Source organism: Enterococcus sp. AZ104, from assembly GCF_050546705.1.
Taxonomy (GTDB): Bacteria; Bacillota; Bacilli; order Lactobacillales; family Enterococcaceae; genus Enterococcus; species Enterococcus faecalis.
In genome coordinates, this window is record NZ_CP172952.1 from 2,749,246 (window position 1) to 2,765,913 (window position 16,668).

19 protein-coding genes are annotated in these 16,668 nt (G+C 38.5%); 2 read left to right on the top strand and 17 right to left on the bottom strand.

All coding sequences use genetic code 11. From position 1 onward, the window contains the following. Positions 1-377 precede the first annotated feature (377 nt). The 12 genes from citG to IGJ37_RS13155 all read right to left on the bottom strand — a co-directional run bounded on the left by citG (position 378) and on the right by IGJ37_RS13155 (position 10,260). Entirely contained in the window at positions 378-1,247 is an 870-nt protein-coding gene (gene citG, locus IGJ37_RS13100) for a triphosphoribosyl-dephospho-CoA synthase CitG (RefSeq protein WP_002359201.1), read from the bottom strand. Positions 1,248-1,253: 6 nt separating this feature from the next. Then, the gene (locus IGJ37_RS13105) at positions 1,254-2,426 is read right to left on the bottom strand and encodes an NAD(P)-dependent malic enzyme (protein WP_033593109.1); all 1,173 of its coding nucleotides are present in this window, start codon (positions 2,424-2,426) and stop codon (positions 1,254-1,256) included. 117 nt (positions 2,427-2,543) lie between these two features. Continuing rightward, positions 2,544-3,941 (bottom strand): oxaloacetate decarboxylase subunit alpha, encoded by a 1,398-nt coding sequence (locus IGJ37_RS13110; protein WP_002355994.1) that lies wholly within the window; start codon positions 3,939-3,941, stop codon positions 2,544-2,546. Then, positions 3,934-4,470: a citrate lyase holo-[acyl-carrier protein] synthase gene (gene citX, locus IGJ37_RS13115; protein WP_002403986.1), complete on the bottom strand. Its 537-nt coding sequence runs from the start codon at positions 4,468-4,470 to the stop codon at positions 3,934-3,936. The genes IGJ37_RS13110 and citX overlap by 8 nt, the downstream gene beginning before the upstream one ends. Beyond that, a complete protein-coding gene (citF, locus tag IGJ37_RS13120) occupies positions 4,463-5,995 on the bottom strand; it encodes a citrate lyase subunit alpha (RefSeq protein ID WP_002355996.1) in 1,533 nt (510 codons plus the stop codon). The genes citX and citF overlap by 8 nt, the downstream gene beginning before the upstream one ends. Before the next feature lie 2 nt (positions 5,996-5,997). Then, positions 5,998-6,885, bottom strand: a complete 888-nt coding sequence (gene citE / locus IGJ37_RS13125) for a citrate (pro-3S)-lyase subunit beta (RefSeq protein ID WP_002355998.1) — start codon at positions 6,883-6,885, stop codon at positions 5,998-6,000. Beyond that, positions 6,873-7,181, bottom strand: a complete 309-nt coding sequence (gene citD / locus IGJ37_RS13130; protein ID WP_002355999.1) for a citrate lyase acyl carrier protein — start codon at positions 7,179-7,181, stop codon at positions 6,873-6,875. The genes citE and citD overlap by 13 nt, the downstream gene beginning before the upstream one ends. 5 nt (positions 7,182-7,186) lie before the next feature. After that, the gene (citC, locus tag IGJ37_RS13135) at positions 7,187-8,179 is read right to left on the bottom strand and encodes a [citrate (pro-3S)-lyase] ligase (protein ID WP_025189678.1); all 993 of its coding nucleotides are present in this window, start codon (positions 8,177-8,179) and stop codon (positions 7,187-7,189) included. 32 nt (positions 8,180-8,211) lie between these two features. Continuing rightward, a complete protein-coding gene (locus tag IGJ37_RS13140; protein WP_002356001.1) occupies positions 8,212-8,346 on the bottom strand; it encodes an OadG-related small transporter subunit in 135 nt (44 codons plus the stop codon). A gap of 21 nt (positions 8,347-8,367) precedes the next feature. Further along, positions 8,368-9,483, bottom strand: coding sequence for a sodium ion-translocating decarboxylase subunit beta (locus IGJ37_RS13145; protein ID WP_002383526.1), 1,116 nt, complete (start codon positions 9,481-9,483; stop codon positions 8,368-8,370). A gap of 29 nt (positions 9,484-9,512) precedes the next feature. Further along, a complete protein-coding gene (locus IGJ37_RS13150) occupies positions 9,513-9,914 on the bottom strand; it encodes an acetyl-CoA carboxylase biotin carboxyl carrier protein subunit (protein WP_002363547.1) in 402 nt (133 codons plus the stop codon). Further along, positions 9,898-10,260, bottom strand: coding sequence for a hypothetical protein (locus tag IGJ37_RS13155; protein ID WP_002356004.1), 363 nt, complete (start codon positions 10,258-10,260; stop codon positions 9,898-9,900). Before IGJ37_RS13155 ends, IGJ37_RS13150 begins: the two co-directional genes overlap by 17 nt. Positions 10,261-10,663: 403 nt before the next feature. Between IGJ37_RS13155 and IGJ37_RS13160 the strand changes: the two genes are divergently transcribed. Together IGJ37_RS13160 and IGJ37_RS13165 are read left to right on the top strand one after the other, a co-directional pair. Continuing rightward, on the top strand, positions 10,664-12,061 hold the full coding sequence (locus IGJ37_RS13160) for a CitMHS family transporter (RefSeq protein WP_002356005.1): 1,398 nt from the start codon (positions 10,664-10,666) through the stop codon (positions 12,059-12,061). Positions 12,062-12,194: 133 nt separating this feature from the next. Then, positions 12,195-12,890 (top strand): GntR family transcriptional regulator, encoded by a 696-nt coding sequence (locus IGJ37_RS13165; RefSeq protein ID WP_002356006.1) that lies wholly within the window; start codon positions 12,195-12,197, stop codon positions 12,888-12,890. Between the two features lie 43 nt (positions 12,891-12,933). On the opposite strand, the gene IGJ37_RS13170 is transcribed toward IGJ37_RS13165, so the two are convergent. From IGJ37_RS13170 to rpmH, 5 genes are all read right to left on the bottom strand, one after another. Continuing rightward, on the bottom strand, positions 12,934-13,656 hold the full coding sequence (locus tag IGJ37_RS13170) for a response regulator transcription factor (protein WP_002363545.1): 723 nt from the start codon (positions 13,654-13,656) through the stop codon (positions 12,934-12,936). A gap of 177 nt (positions 13,657-13,833) precedes the next feature. Further along, positions 13,834-14,610 carry an RNA-binding cell elongation regulator Jag/EloR gene (gene jag / locus IGJ37_RS13175; protein WP_002356009.1) on the bottom strand — a complete coding sequence of 259 codons (777 nt, stop codon included), beginning with the start codon at positions 14,608-14,610 and terminating at the stop codon, positions 13,834-13,836. 14 nt (positions 14,611-14,624) lie between these two features. Next, positions 14,625-15,452, bottom strand: a complete 828-nt coding sequence (locus tag IGJ37_RS13180) for a YidC/Oxa1 family membrane protein insertase (protein WP_002356010.1) — start codon at positions 15,450-15,452, stop codon at positions 14,625-14,627. Further along, the gene (rnpA, locus tag IGJ37_RS13185; protein ID WP_002356011.1) at positions 15,452-15,808 is read right to left on the bottom strand and encodes a ribonuclease P protein component; all 357 of its coding nucleotides are present in this window, start codon (positions 15,806-15,808) and stop codon (positions 15,452-15,454) included. The genes IGJ37_RS13180 and rnpA overlap by 1 nt, the downstream gene beginning before the upstream one ends. Before the next feature lie 203 nt (positions 15,809-16,011). Beyond that, positions 16,012-16,146 carry a 50S ribosomal protein L34 gene (rpmH, locus tag IGJ37_RS13190; protein ID WP_002356012.1) on the bottom strand — a complete coding sequence of 45 codons (135 nt, stop codon included), beginning with the start codon at positions 16,144-16,146 and terminating at the stop codon, positions 16,012-16,014. Between the last annotated feature and the right edge of the window lie 522 nt (positions 16,147-16,668).

A 16,668-nucleotide genomic window follows, 5' to 3' on the forward strand; every position in this document is an offset into this window, starting at 1 on the left:
TGTAAGTCATAAAAACTTTACATCAAAAAAATGACTCTAATCTATAACAATTTTTTCTATTTTTAAGATTTTTTTTATGAAATTTTTTATATTAAAAAAATTTCATAAAAAAAGGCGACAGCCGTTTTTGAACGAATGCCGCCTTTTAGACAAACAAAAACCTGATTCTAAAAGAATCAGGTTTAGGAAAAGCAAATCAAGATTCGCTTCAACTGTTTATCATCGTATTTGTATACTCTGATAAGAATGATTTCGTAATAAAATATACTGTGTTTCGTGGTATTTGTCAATCGCTTTCTTGAATTCTCTTGAGACCTTTCCATAAGCATATAAGGTCAAAACAACTGACCAAATCAGCGTTGTAACTATCTTTTTAATTAAGGGGTCAGCCAATTTAATTTCATTAGTTTATCTAAAAACACCACCAAAATTAAAGCATCTGCACTGCCACCAATACTCCAATTTTTTTCTTTGAATAAGTGATTCAATCTTTCTAAACAAAGGGTTCCCCGTAACGTTTGTGTCCCCCCTAAAGCAAAATATTCCTGGATTAACGGTTGATATATTTCAAAAATTTGGACATTTTGACTTCGTTTAATCAAATTCGTATCCTCAACATAGAGCGATAAATAAAGGAGCGTATCAATGAGTTTTTGTTGTTGTGTGCCTTGATGTTTTTGATAATAAGGCACTCCCTGTTCAAAGACAGCGGGATAACCTTGTTGCGCCTCACCACGGATTCCAGTCAAGCCATGCTGAACAAATAGTCGTTCACCCCAAGTTAGTTTTTCTAGCTCATTCGTAGCGAGGTTTTCAAAGTCGGCCAGTAAGTCTTGCGTCATTGTTTGAAGCGTTTGTTGAAACAATTGTAAGGTGCAAGGGGTCTCCCAAATCATTAGACGACCACAGACAGCTAAAAAAATACCTAGAGAAAAAATCGCTCCTTTATGTGTATTGATACCTTCTGTTGCCTCAAACATTGCTCGTTCTGCTTCTAAACCAACTTGTCGAATCGCGCGAAATGTTGCCTCAATCGGCAAATGACGTAGCTCTGTCCCAGCTTGAACGAAGGTTTCAAAATAAGGAGTCAAAACCACACTACTTTCTAAAAAAGTGAAAACATCCATATCTTGATGGGCGCCTGCATCGACTGGATCCACCAAGCCTGGTTTATTTAAACAGGTCACTTCATAGAGTAGTGCCAATTGTGCTTGCTGCGCTAATTTACTCCTTGCTTGCTTTGTCATTGCCTTTTACGTCCCTTCTTCTGCCGTGGCCTTTTCTTGTTTTATATAGTCTAGTACAGCATTAAAAACCGTGTCAACTACGCCGCCATCAAATACATTAGGTATGAATTTTTCTGCTGTGGGTTCTGAAATCATAGCGGCCAAGCTTCGTGCTACTGTCATTTGCAAACCGACATCGACTTTTCTGCCTTTCGCTGCCAATAACCCTTTAAAAAGACCTGGAAAAGCTAAAATGTTGTTCACTTGATTCAGATATTTGGAAGAACCAGTTGCTAATAAACGGACGCCATTGGCTTGGGCGAGGGCTGGTTCAATTTCTGGTTTAGGATTTGCTAAAGCAAAGATAATTGGGTCTTGGTTCATTGATTTAATCAGGGCTGGTGTTAGCACATCCGCTTCTGATAAGCCTAAAAAAACATCCTGATTGACGACAGCGGTGGCTAAATCTTTATTTTCTACTGATGGTTTTATTACCTGTCGAAGCAAAGCACGTTGGTAAGGATTCAATGTCGGGTCTTCTTCTCTTAAAACACCTTGGCGATCTACTAAGGTGAGATGCGTAATCCCCGCTTGAATACATAACTTAGCGGTCGCTACACCAGAAGCACCAACTCCGTTAATCACCACATGTAATTCATTTAAAGGTTTTCCTTTAATTTTAGCTGCGTTAATTAGTCCAGCTAAAACGACGATGGCTGTTCCTTCTTGGTCATCATGATACACAGGAATGTTCAAACGTTGTTGAAGTTTTTCTTCAATTTCAAAACATTTTGGTGCAGAAATATCTTCTAAATGGATTCCTGCAAAACTATTTTGTAAATTTTCAATTGTTTGAACCATCTCGTCAACTGATTTTTGTTCCAGTGCTAAAGGAATAGCATCGACCCCCGCCAAATTTTTATAAAGTAAAGCTTTGCCTTCAACAATTGGCAAACCCGCTTGCGTGCCCATATTGCCGAGACCCAGAACAGCTGACCCATCTGTAATAACCGCAATTAACTTACCACTAATGGTCCACTCGCGCGCTAATTCATGATTTTGGGCAATCATTAAACTCAATTCTGCGACACCAGGTGTATACATTTTGGCTAAATCATGATGGTTTAACACCGCTTCTGTTGCTTCAAGACTTAGCACACCAATATTTTTTTGATGAATTGCTAGAACTTCTTCTAACACATTGTCACTTCCTTTCACGGGCTGCCTTTTTTCTATTTGATGAAGCAAGGGTTTGAACAACCGTTATCGTCGCTCAAACCCTTGCTTCTTTATACATTTGCGGAGCACTTGCCCGTTCTATTCTGGCAAGTCAAGTTTGACTGTCACTTTCTGTAACGGTACATCGTAAAAAGGATCTTCGCGACGTCCTAAAAAGTCTTTTCCTTGTTGTGGGAACATCGCATATAATAGGACATCCTCTTCAGATTTTGCATATTGTTGGATTTCCTTTTCTAAACTATGCAACTCTGGTTTCAATAAATCCGCTGGTCGACAAGTGATTACCTCTTCATCCCCAATGATTTTTTGCTTAATCTCTTCTGCGATAGGTGCTGGTGATTTGCCATATTCTCCGCGCACATAATCTTTGATTTCATTCGGTATTAAGGAATATCTTTCCCCAGAAATCACATTCATTAAGGCTTGTGTTCCAACCATTTGTGAAAGCGGCGTAACTAGTGGTGGGTACCCTAAATCCGCTCTTACTTTAGGTACTTCAGCTAAAACTTCTTCATATTTGTCTTGTAAACCTTGCTCCGTTAATTGACTTAATAAGTTTGATAACATACCACCAGGCACTTGATAAATCAAGGTTTTCGGTTCCGTATCTTTAACTTTAGGGTTTAAAATGCCTTCACTTCTAAAACGATCACGAATCGGATTGAAATAGTCAGCAATCTCTGTTACTTTTTCCATATTTAAACCTGTTTCAAAGCCTAAATCTTCTAACGCAATGGCTACAGATTCTGTGGCTGGTTGACTCGTACCGCCAGCGAAAGAAGAGATAGCTGTATCGATGATATCCGCACCTGCTTCAGCAACTTTTAAATAGGTCATCTCAGAAATACCACTAGTCGCATGCGTATGCACCTCTAAAGGTAAATCAATGGCATCTTTCATTTTGCTCACTAATTCAAAACCAGTTTGTGGCGTCAAAACGCCTGCCATATCCTTAATACAAATGGAATCCGCTCCTGTTTGACTTAATTCTTTGGCTAATTTTACAAAGTAATCGATGGTATGAATTTCACTCGTAGTATAAGAAATCGCTGCTTGACAGTGTCCGCCAGCTTCTTTTGTTGTTTGAATTGCTGTTTGTAAATTACGGACATCATTCAAGGCATCGAAAATACGAATAATATCAATCCCATTTTCAACTGATTTTTCGACAAAGGCCCGCACCACATCATCAGCGTAATGACGATATCCTAGTAAATTTTGTCCTCGTAATAACATTTGAAGTTTGGTATTTTTAACTTCTTTGCGAATTTGGCGAAGACGTTCCCAAGGATCCTCGTTTAAATAGCGGACACAGGAATCAAACGTTGCCCCGCCCCACATTTCTAATGCATGAAATCCTGCCTCGTCCATTGTTTTAATAATCGGCAGCATATCTGAGGTTGGCATCCGTGTTGCAATTAAACTTTGTTGTCCATCCCGTAGCACCGTTTCTGTAAAACGAATTTTTTTACTCACTTGGCTGCTCCTTTCGTGTCAAAATTATTTCTGTTATTTTTTCTTGCATTGCTTCAAGACTGTGACGTCGATTTCGTCCACAGACTTTCGCCTCTTCTTGGCACATAAAACAGCGCCGTGGTGGCAAGCCTAAATCTCCTCGATGAAGGCTTTTTAGTTCTTTATTTCCCCATAAAACATCTAGGTCCACTAAACGACCATAAGGATGTGTTTCTTCAATTTTGACCATTCTTTGTTTTAACTCTTGCGGGGCTAACGAAACCGCCAAATAATATTCAGGCCCTGTTTTTTCATTCCGGTAAAAATTAACAATCGGTACTTGATCCAGCAATTGTTGCTCGACTTCGTCAATTACTTCTAAAAAAACAGCCGTTAAGGTGGGCGAATTTTTCACTTCTCCAGGAATATTCATTGTGGCAGATAAGAGACTAGCTTCTGGTGCTGTTTCTAACAACTCCTTCTGTGTGGCAGCTCTTTGTTCGCGAGCATCCAACATCTCTAAAAGTGTTACTTTTTCCCCATTAAACATTGCGTACCACATCAATTAGACTACCATCTCGGTATTCAATTAACGCAACCACTTTGTCTCCATATTTAATTGGTTCCGGGGTGCCAACAATGTTGTAGGCTTTGTCTTTCAACTCTTCTAACGTAAACTGAGGAACATCTAAGGTTTTAAAACAATCAATTAAGTCTGTTCTTTTTGGATTGATTGCAATGCCGACTTCTGTTACTACGACATCGACACTCGTACCTGGTGTAACGACTGTATTTACTTGCTCAACGATTGTTGGAATCCGTCCACGAACAAGTGGTGCAATCACTAGACTCATTTTACAAGCCATACTTGTATCGGAATGTCCGCCAGAAGCACCACGGATGACACCATCTGAACCAGTAATGACATTTACATTAAAATCTGTGTCCACTTCTAAAGCAGATAAAATAGCTGTGTCTAATTGATTAATAACCGCCCCTTTGCTAAGCGGTGAGGCATACATATTGGCATCAATTTCATAATGATTGGCATTTTCCCCTAAAGAAATAGCTGATGGATGATCAAAGTCTTGGACGTCAATAATTTTTTCTACTAAGCCTTCTTCCAAAAGTTCCACCATTGCATTCGTAATTCCGCCTAAAGCGAAACTTGCTTTAATGCCATCTTTAAGCATTTGTTCTCTCATGAACCGCGTAACTGCTAGTGAAGAGCCACCTGTTCCTGTTTGGAATGAGAAGCCTTCTTTGTAGTAAGGAGAATGTGTAATTATTTTTGCGGCATATTCAGCAATCAATAATTCTTTAGGATTCTTTGTAAAACGTGTCGCGCCTTTGGCAATTCCATCTGGATCACCAATTGCATCAATTTCTACCACATAATCAACATCTGTTTGTGGAATACTGATAGGGGTATTAGGATATGGTACTAATGTGTCAGTAATGATGACCACTTGATCCGCATATTTTGCATCGACCATCGCATATCCAAGAGAACCACAGGTAGCTTTTCCTTTGGTTCCATTCGCATTTCCATAAGCGTCTGAACTTGGTGCACCTAAGAAAGCTACATCAATATGGATATCGCCTGCTGCTACTGCCCGTGCCCGGCCACCATGTGAACGAATCACCACAGGATTTTCCATGATACCTGCTGAAATAGCGGCGCCTACTTTATCTCTCAAACCTGAAGAAGTAATGTTGGTGACTACTCCATTTTTAATGTGTTCGATCAAAGGTTCATGAACATTTGCAATTGAACTAGGTGCAATCGAAATGTTTTTCAGCCCCATGGCGGCAATCTCGGCTAAAACTAAATTCATCACATAGTCTCCTTCACGGAAATGGTGATGGAAAGAGATGGTCATGCCATCTTTCAACCCTGTTTTTTCAATTGCTTCACGAATACTTCCTAAAAGTTTTGTCTCCCGAGGTTTCACTGGTTTAATTGCTCGGCTCGCTTCTTGATAAGCATCAATGTGTGCTAATTCTCCTTCATAAATGCCATATTGCTCTGCATAAGATTGAGGAATGTCTTTGCCTACTTTATTTACTACCATGTCTATATTTCCTCCTCGGTAATTAATTTAGCCGCCAATGCTAACGCAATGACCCGTTCAGCTCGTTCAACAATTGGTTTATCAACCATTTTTCCATTTACGGAGATAACACCGGAACCTTTTGCTTCGGCTTCCCGAATGCCCCAGATTACTTCCTTAGCATTCTGGATTTCTTTTTCTGTTGGCGCATAAATAGTATTAACTAATGGGATTTGACGAGGGTTAATCACCGATTTCCCATCGAAACCTAGCTGTTTAATCAAACGAACTTCGGCTTCAAAGCCTTCCGTATTGTCTACATCTGAATAGACCGTATCAATAGCTGCAATCCCAGCTGCTCGAGCGGCATGTAAAATCATGCTACGAGCAAAGAATAGTTCTTGGCCATCTGGATGGCGCCGTGTTTTCATATTGGTAACATAGTCTTCGGCGCCTAACGCGATGCCAATCAAGCGAGTTGAACTTTTGGCAATCGCGGGCGCATTTAGAACACCTTCAGCCGATTCGATAGCAGCCATCATTTTCGTTGTTCCTACGGGAATGTCATTTTGCTGTTCTACTTCTGTAATGACTGCCTCGACATCAATGATATCTTGGGCTGTTTCTGTTTTTGGTAAACGAATCACATCGACACCAGCTAAGACCATTGCTTCAATATCTTCTGCGCCACCGGCATCTAAAGCATTGATCCGAACAACAATTTCAATATTGCCATAATCGAAAGTTTTCAAAGCAGAATGGACTAAAACACGGGCAGAGTCTTTTTCTTTTAATGAAACTGCATCTTCTAAATCAAACATGATTGAATCTGCCCCATACAAAGGTGCATCTCTTAGCATTGCTGCGTTCGCTCCAGGGACAAACATCATTGTTCTTCTTAAACGTTCCATGAGTCCAACTCCTTCCAATCATACGTTTCTTTTTCAGCGCCTCGATGTAAAACTGTAATCATCCGAGCTTTGATTGTACAATCTAATGCCCCTTTATCAATCGCCTTGACCGCAACGCCTTGGACATCTAAATGTTCCAAAGTTGTCGTAATCACCTGACGAATTTGATTGCCAAATTGTTTTTCGACACTACTTTCTAATTCAATGGTATTTTCTGTTGATTCAATGGGTTGGACGGTAATCATAATATCACTTGATTCTACTGTCCCTGCAGTAGCATTTTTGATAATCTTCACTTTCTTCACCTCATTAGTTTCTTGTGTTCTACTAAGTATTGATAACTTGTTGCTGGTAAAAACTTCTTGAGTGTCTCTTTGTCGCCTTCAGCCATCGCTTTGCGAACTTTCGTCGCACTAATCAGCTCTCCATCACTCGCTAATCGCGGGACAATGGTTAGCGTTATCGTTTGTCCGAAAACTTGTTGCATTGCTTGATTGTAGACAGCGGTCACTTCTGAATAAGGCTCTTCTCCCACATAACGTTGCTGAATTTCAAGTATTGGCGCAATTCTTTCTTTAAATAACGTTGCATCAAGCGTTGCTTGAATTGCAGCTACCTCTAATGGCGCTTTTTCTTTCAAAAAATAGGTAGGAAAAGTCGCAGACGAAACTAAGTAATCTTCTGTAGATAGGACTGTCACATTGGGTAAATGGGCTACCCCTTTTTGCACCATTGCGAAACGTGCTTCTTTTGAAAACAGCGATTTATCTTCAGATAAAACAAACACATAAACGTGTGGACTTTCTTTGGCTGCTTTTTCGACTAAGTACTGATGGCCTTTCGTAAAAGGATTTGCATTCATGACAATGCTACTGGCTGGCCCTGCTTTTTTATGCTGTGTCAGGTAATCAAGATAATCGGCAAAATCTGGTTTGCCTTGCTCCATAAATAGCACCTCTTGATTCGCAACCACTTTTTGAAAGCCTAGCGACTGAAAAATTTGTTCATTTTTTGGTTTTGTATACAAAAAACTGTGTAATTGGTTTTCTTCTCTCAGTTTTTCAAGTAGATGAACCACCAATTGGGTTAACAAATTTTCAGATTGATATTTTTTACAAACGGCCACGCACTTAATCGTTTTGCCTGAAAGCGAGCCAGAGGCGATTAATGCTGTGTCATCATATATGCCAACGGTGTAATCAAGTGCTTCTGTCGTTTGCAATTCGGCTTTTTCCATTAATTCGCGCCAAGCTTGATAAGCTTTTTTATCTTTTTGCAACCAGATTCTTTTCATTGTATATACGCTGCTCACAGCAATAACCTCCTTTATTTTTTAATTGGAAATAATTTTGTTAGTAATTTAGATGCTAGATAAATGATAAATAAAACAACGAAAACGCCGCCCCAACCAAAACCTAACAGTTCAAAAGCAATTTTTAAATCTTCCATGTTAACAGACATGTATTCGTTCTCCTTTCTGTCCTATGTTAAAAAGGCTAATAGTAAGCCACCAGCAATTACAGAAGCGATTTGTCCTGAAACGTTGGCACCAGCAGCATGCATTAAAATAAAGTTTTGTGGGTCTTCATCTGTAGCCATTTTTTGAATGACCCGACTAGACATTGGGAAAGCGGAAATACCTGCAGCACCAATCATTGGATTGATTTTTTCTTTTCTAAATAAATTCAAGAATTTAGCAAAAAGTACGCCGCCGACTGAGTCCATAATAAAGGCGACTAACCCTAAGCCAATAACCATCAACGTATCGACTTTTAAGAACTCTGCATAGTTCATGCTAACGGAAATAGATAGTCCTAGCAAGATACTAATAATATTTACCAATTCATTTTGAGCTGTAATGGATAAACGATCCAAAACGCCACATTCTCTTAATAAGTTCCCAAACATTAAGAAACCAACTAATGGTAATGACACCGGCGCAATTAACCCTGCGACAATCGTAATAACAACCGGGAAAAGAATTTTCGCTGTTTGAGAAACTTCACCGGCCCGATAAGTCATACGGATCCGACGTTCGGCTTTCGTCGTCACTGCTTTAATCGCTACTGGTTGAATAATCGGAACTAACGCCATGTAGGAGTAAGCGGCAACCATTATGGCCCCCATGTATTTTGAATGTAAGGTATTTGCTACGAAAATAGACGTTGGACCATCAGCGGCACCAATAATCCCAATCGAAGCAGCATCGTTTAAATCAAAACCTAATAAAACAGCCATAATAACTGTAAAGAAAATCCCAAACTGTGCAGCGGCACCAAACATCAACATAAACGGATTTTGTAACAATGGCCCGAAATCAATCATTGCCCCAATCCCAATAAATAATAATAACGGGAATAATTCTGTTTTTATTCCAAAATCAAAAAGAACATTAAACGGACCTGGCTCGCCGCCAGCGCTCAATACGCCGGAATTAGGAAAGTTCACTAAAATCGTTCCTAAACCCATCGGCACTAAAAGTGTTGGTTCATACTCTTTTTTTATTCCTAAATACATTAATAGTCCACCAATCAGCATCATCACAATGCGTCCTGGTTCTTGGCCCATTCCTATAACACCTTGAATCAGTGTCTCCACACAAATCACTTCCTCTTCTTAAATTAATTCTAGTTAATTGTTATTAATGGTTCCCCTGGATTCACAATTTGGCCTTGGGTAACATGAATTCCTGTTACCGTACCTGCTTTTCCTGCAACGATTTCATTTTCCATCTTCATTGCTTCTAAAATTAACAATGGTTGGTTCTCAGACACCGTATCACCAACATTGACTAATACTTTTAACACAGTTCCTGGCATTGGCGCAGGCATTGCATCTGCTCCTGCTGGGGCGGCTGGCTGTGCTGCTGGCGCTGGGGCTTCTTCAACAGCAGGGGCTGGTGTTTCTGTCGTAGCAACTGGCGCTGTTGGTTGTGGCGCAACAGGTGCTGGTTGTGGGACGCCACCGATTTCTTCCATCTCGACTAAATATTCTTTCCCATCAATTGAAATTTTAAATTTGCGTAACATAATGATCCTCCTCAAGGTTTTGTTTTGAAATTCTTTTGACAACTAGCTGAGACTCTTCTGAAAGCTCTGCAGCTATACTGGCTGCAATAATGGCAACTTCTTTTGCTTCTGGATTTCGTTTTGCGATTTTTTTGATAACAAAACGACTTTCTGGAAACTCTCCTGCTGCGATGGCAGTGGCCACAATACTTACCAATTGATATTCTTTTGGCTCAGCAGGAATATATGCTGGTATATCTATCCATCGCTTTTCCAAGTTATCCGCTTCACGTTGGATAACGCTTTCATTAATCTCGGTATCCTGCGTGTGTTGCTCTTTCTTGAATAAGGACTTAAATAGGCCCATATTGTCTCTCCTTTCACTAATTCTTGGTATACGTTCATTATAGAAAAAACCGTTAAAAAACCTAGTGAAAACACTAGCTCAGATTGTTCTTTTATTGTTTATTTTGTGAAAAAAACTCTGTAAACATTGGTATATAAGCATTTATCAGCCGTTAAGATTCTATTAATATTATATTAAGTTATTAATAAGAATTTGATTGTTGAATTGTTTTTTTGATGTTCTTTTTGTTTTAGGCTATTTATTCTCTGCGAAAGTTTGTATATTCTCACACTATAGACAAACACAAAAAATATTTTTTGTTGTAAACCAGAATACTGTGAAACATTTCTCATGGCTATTCTTTTTTATTAACACCGGTTGTTAACGCTTACAAAAAAGTTCTAAAAAAGAAAGGAAGAAAAACATGTTACTCACTATTTTAGCTTATGGTATGATTATCATCTTTATGTATGTAATCATGAAAAAGAAATTGTCACCGTTTACATCTTTAGTAATTATTCCTCTTATTTTTACTTTGATTGCAATTGCAACTGGAGTAGCGAGTCCGCCACCTGGTGCTGACGGTGTTGTCCCTGAAGTCAACATTGGGAATTTCGTCTTAGATGGGATTTCAACTACTTCAAAAACTGGTATTATGTTATTATTTGCCATTCTTTACTTCTCTATTATGTTGGATGCTGGTTTGTTTGACCCAATCACTAAAAAAATGATTTACTTTGCTAAAGGCGATCCAATGAAAGTCTTGATGGCTACTGCGGTAGTTGCTGCTGCTGTTTCCTTAAACGGAGATGGAACAACTACGACCTTGATTTGCTGTTCTGCGTTTATTCCCATCTACAAAAAACTTAATATGAAATTGATGAATTTAGGTGTGCTTGTTATCTTACAAAACACCATTATGAACTTATTACCTTGGGGCGGTCCAACAGCTCGTGCCATGGCCGTACTAGAAGTTGATGCCGACATTCTTTCTTATTTAGCACCTGGTATGATTTTATCTGTATTGTATGTTATCTTCTTTGTTGCTTATCGCATGGGGAAAAAAGAACGTGCTCGCTTAGGCGTGACAACTCTTACTGATAAAGAATTGGAAGAAATGACTATTGTTAACGATCCTGAGTTATTAGAAATTCGTCGTCCAAAGAATTTTGCATTCAATGGTATTTTAACGATTGTCTTAATCGGTTGGTTAGTCCTAAGTTCATTCGTTGGTCAATTAGGTTTGCCTTCGTGGATTGAAATGCCACCGTTATTATTATTCCTAGTTGGTACTTGTATCGCTTTAATGATCAACTATCCAAAATTAAAAGATCAAAGCAGCCGCATCAGTGCAAATGCTGGTGACGCTGTGCAAGTAGTTATCTTAGTTTTTGCTGCTGGCGTCTTCATGGGCTTATTCCAAGGTTCTGGTATGGCCAATGCCTTAGCAAATAGCTTTGTTAATATTATTCCAAAACAATTAGCCGGCGCTTGGGGCTTAGTGATTGCGTTCATTTCAGCACCAGGAACATTCTTTATTTCAAACGATGGTTTCTATTTCGGTGTCTTACCAGTCCTAGCAGAAGCTGGACGTTCTTATGGATTTGACAATATGTCTATGGCTTTAGCTTCCTTAATGGGGCAAGCATTCCACTTATTAAGTCCATTAGTGGCATTTATTTACTTGCTATTACGTTTAACTGGTTTAGATATGGGCCAATGGCAAAAAGAATCAGCAAAATATGCCTTAGGAATTTTCGTTATTTTCGTTGTTACAATTGTTGCTTTAGGTCACATGCCTTTATTTATTCCACAAAATTAAACGTCGTCGCTGAAACCGTAGGAGTGCCTTTTCTCCTCGGTTTTCTTTTCATTTTGTCTTTTCTTGCGTTATATTTTCATTTTTAATATTATATTTATTATCTATAAAAATAACCTATAGGGAGGTGCCTCATATGAATCCAACGGTTGAAGCAGTAAAACGGAACTTAGATTTAACCAGCAGTAAACCTCTAAAAATTTGTACCTATGAAGCCTTTAAAAAAACCATTATTTTAGGGGATATTCCTGCAGGTGAACGGATTAACGAAAAAGAATTTTCCGAGCAATTAAACATTAGTCGGACGCCCATTCGCTTTGCTTTACAAGAATTGGTCAAAGAACAATTGGTGGAACATATACCTATGGTGGGTATCGTGGTTAAAGGGATTAGTATGAAAGATGCTTATGAAATTTATGATATTCGTAAATCTTTGGACACTTTAGCAACCATTAAAGCCATGGAACTCATGACACCAGAAGATTTTGATGAATTGGAAGCCTTACTTCTCGAAGGAGAACAATACAATAAAAATAACCAAGTAGATGACTTACTACAGAACTTTTCAGATTTTAATTCCTTTATTTATACTAAGAGTCAGATGCTACGTTTAAAAAAAATTGTGACTGATCTCCATGCTTACTTAATCTATTTCAGAGATATTGCAATTCGTGCCTCAGAACGTCGTAGTATTGCCCTAGAAGAACATTGGTTAATTTTCCGCGGAATGAAAACAAAGAATATTGACCAGATCACACTTTTAACCCATGAACATCTAAATCGTTCGCTTCAATTTATTTTGAAAGAAATGGAACGTCGACAAATTGAATAATCAAAAAAGGCCCGCAGTCGCTCGTGCAACTGCGGGCCTTTTTTCATTTTTTTTGTACGCAACCATCTGGCGTAAAGGTATAACCAATGCCCCAAACGGTCCGAAGGTAACAAGGTTCTTTCGGGTTTTCTTCTAATTTACTTCGTAAACGATTAATAAAAACCATAATCGTATTCGCATCGACATCCCCAGTACCCCAAACACTGCTGTAAATTTGTTCTTTAGAGAATACTTGCTCGGGATTCTCCAGAAAAAATTGAATTAATTGAACTTCTTTCGAAGACAATGAAATAGGTAAATCCTTTTTAAATAGTTGATAACGACCATAATCAAAACGGAAATCGCCTACCTGTAGCTCTTCTTTTTTATAAACATTCAATTGTTTTCGAATCATTCGAGCTCGATTCAACGAAGCAATCACCTGAGCCTTAAAAACATTCAAGGAAAAAGGTTTCGTTATATAACTATCCACGCCCATTTCCAAGGCTGCAATGATATCCTCTTCTTCTTTTTTGCTACTAAAAAAGATAATTGGCACTAGTGGATATTTCTCTCTAATCATTTGGACTAAGTAGTAACCATCGCTGTCATGTTCCAAGTTATCATCTAAAATGAACAAATCAAAGGTAACTCTGGACACAATATCTTTTGTTTTTTCAATTGATTCACTTTGGTAAATAAGAATACCTGTTGATTGTAATGCTTTCCAAATCAAGCGACGAACTGCTGCATCATCATCTACAACCAGTATTTTCTCCGTACGCATACCTGTTGCTCCCCCTACGTCTCTTTACAAAACTTTTTCATTTGAATTTACTACTGGAGTAATTACTGATTATCATAACATAAAAAAAGAAACGGAGACGGCTAAAAAATCATTTAACAAAGAAACGTTGGCAACTATTCAGTCCCTGCTGAGAGTTGCCAACGTTTCTTTGTTTGTTTAAAAATACTTCTTAACTGGTTCAACCACTAAATACCGATAAGGTTCATCCCCTTCAGAATGGGTTTTGATTTGCTCATCTTTACTTAGCGTGTGATGAATTTGTTTTCTTTCAAAAGCCGGCATTGGTTCCAAGAAGACTGGCCGCCCAGTGCGTTTGGCTTTTTCCGCGGTGCGTTTCGCTAAACGTTCCAAAATTTCATGACGTTTTTCACGATAATTTCCGACATTCACAACAATCGATAGCTTATTGCTTGCAATGCGGTGAATAAAGACTTGCGCTAAATACTGTAACGCATTTAACACTTTTCCGTGTTTTCCAATTAAGATACCTTGTTTTTCTGTTTCTAAATGGAAGATAATATTGCCATTCTCGCGCGCTATGCGAACCATGGCAGGGGCGTTCAGTTCATTTGAAATATTCGTTAAATACATCGCTAATTCAGTAATAGCAGCTTCGTCTTCCAGATTTTCTAAAGAATGTGTTGATTCCTCTGAGAGACTAGGAATTGCTTCGGTTAATTCCTCAACTGCTTCTTCCACTGCTTTTGCTTCATCGGCAACAACAATATCTTCCACTGTTTCTTCGACCGCTTCTGTGACTTGCTCACTAATCGTTGGTTCCATTGAAATTTGGGCAAGTTTTTTTCCTAGACCTAAAAATCCTTTTTTTCCTTCGTCTAACACATCAATTGTAACATCCTCTTTGGTTAAACCAAGTGCTTGTAAGCCTTTCTGCGTTGCTTCTTCGATTGTATTTCCTTCATAAATCGGCATCTGAACGACCTCCTTTATTTTTTCTTCCCTTTTTTCTTAGGACTTTTTGCTCGTTCAAGCGCTCGCTCCCGTGCTTTGGCTTGACGTGCTGCTTCCTCCCGCTCTTTACGGATTTTGAATGGGTTGTTTAATAACAATGTTTGCCCTGTTTGGAAGGCATTTGAGACCACCCAGTAAAGAGATAAACTGCTGGCTAATGAAATCCCCATAAAGAAGATCATCGCTGGCATAACGTAATTCATAATTTTCAGTGAGGCATTTGTTTCTAGTTGGCTCATACTTGAAAGATACGTACTAGCAAACGTAAAGACAGCCGCTAAAATCGGTAAAATTAAATACGGATCCGGCTTATCGAGGCTTAACCACAAGAACGTTCCTTCTTTTAACTCAGGCACGCGTGAAATGGCTTGATACAAAGCCATCATGATTGGTAGTTGAACCAACAGTGGTAAACAGCCAATGTAAGGATTCACATTATTCTCTGCATACAAACGTTGCTGTTCTTCTCGGAATAAGCGTTGTGTTTCAGGATCTTTTGAAGAATATTTTTGTTGCAAGGCCTTTAATTGAGGTTGCAACTCTTGTGTTTTACGCATACTCTTCGTTTGGAAATGCATCAACGGCAATAAAATAATCCGGATGACTAACGTAAATAGGATAATCCCAATTCCGACACTGCCGCCTAATGATAGGAACTTAATCGCTTGGGCAAAATAATAAACAATGTATCGATCCCAAATTCCTGTACTACTTTCACTTACGGGCGCGGTTCCGCAGGCGGATAAAACAAAGACTAAGGTCACTAACCCAGCCATTAATAATAAGCGCTTATACTTCTTCACTACTCAATTCCCTCTCTTACATCTAATATTTTAGCTAAATTTAACACATGTGTTAAATTAGCTTTCACTTCTTCAGACGATAATTTTTCCAATCCTGGACGTGCAATCACGATAAAATCAATTTCTGGAGAGATACGGTCTTTTAATTGAAATAAACTCGCGCGGATTTTCCGCTTCACAGCATTTCTTGTGACCGCGTTTCCAATTTTCTTCCCAACAGAAATCCCCACTCGAAAATGGGCTTGTTGTGGTTTCTCTAAAACGTACACCACGAAACGACGATTTGCACAAGATTGTTTTTTATTAAACACCTGTTGAAATTCTTTTTCTTTCTTGACACGGTAGGACTTTTTCATCGGCATCCCTTTGTTTCTATATTTTTTTACTTCTTAATAATAATAGCATATTTCCGCTCTTTTTTAGTAGCCTTTTCTATAGAATCCTGCTTTCTTTTATTGAAAACAGAAAAAGAACCCTTAGTTATCTTCACATCTTCCAAAAAATTATGGAGATAACTAAGGGTTCTTAGAAATTGACTGTTTAAAAGACCAGACCATCATTAAGCAGAAATAACTTTTCTACCTTTACGACGACGGCTTGCTAATACGCGACGGCCATTTTTAGTGCTCATACGTTTACGGAATCCGTGAACTTTTTGGCGTTTACGTTTGTTTGGTTGATACGTTCTTTTCATGCAATTACACCTCCTGAAATTGTAACTATCCATCAATATATAGACATACTTTGATAGTATAACGAGTAATGGGGTCTTTTGTCAATAAAATTTAAGAAATATTTCCTGAGAAAGATTCGTTTCAATTATCCACAAATTAAATTTTCCTGTGAGTAGCTTGTGGATAGTTTTCCACATTTTTTTCTGTTCACAGCCATTTTTCCACTAGTTTTACACAAAAAAACAGCCTGTTAAAAAGTTTTGCACAGGTGTTTTTTCAGCTGTTGATAAGTTCTTGAAACATGATTGTGTCAAGCTTAATTATTCTTAACTTTTTGTGGATAACTCATTCAACAACCACTTTCTTCCGCAAGTGTCGACACCCTGTGGAAAACTTTTTTCACCCTTGTGTACTTTTTTTCCACATTGAACAATTGCTTGTGGAAAAAGTTTTAAAAAAATGCTAAAATCGACTATGCTCATTCTTTTAAGTTATCCACATTTTTTAGATAACCAAAATTTAAACATATAGGAGGTCACTGT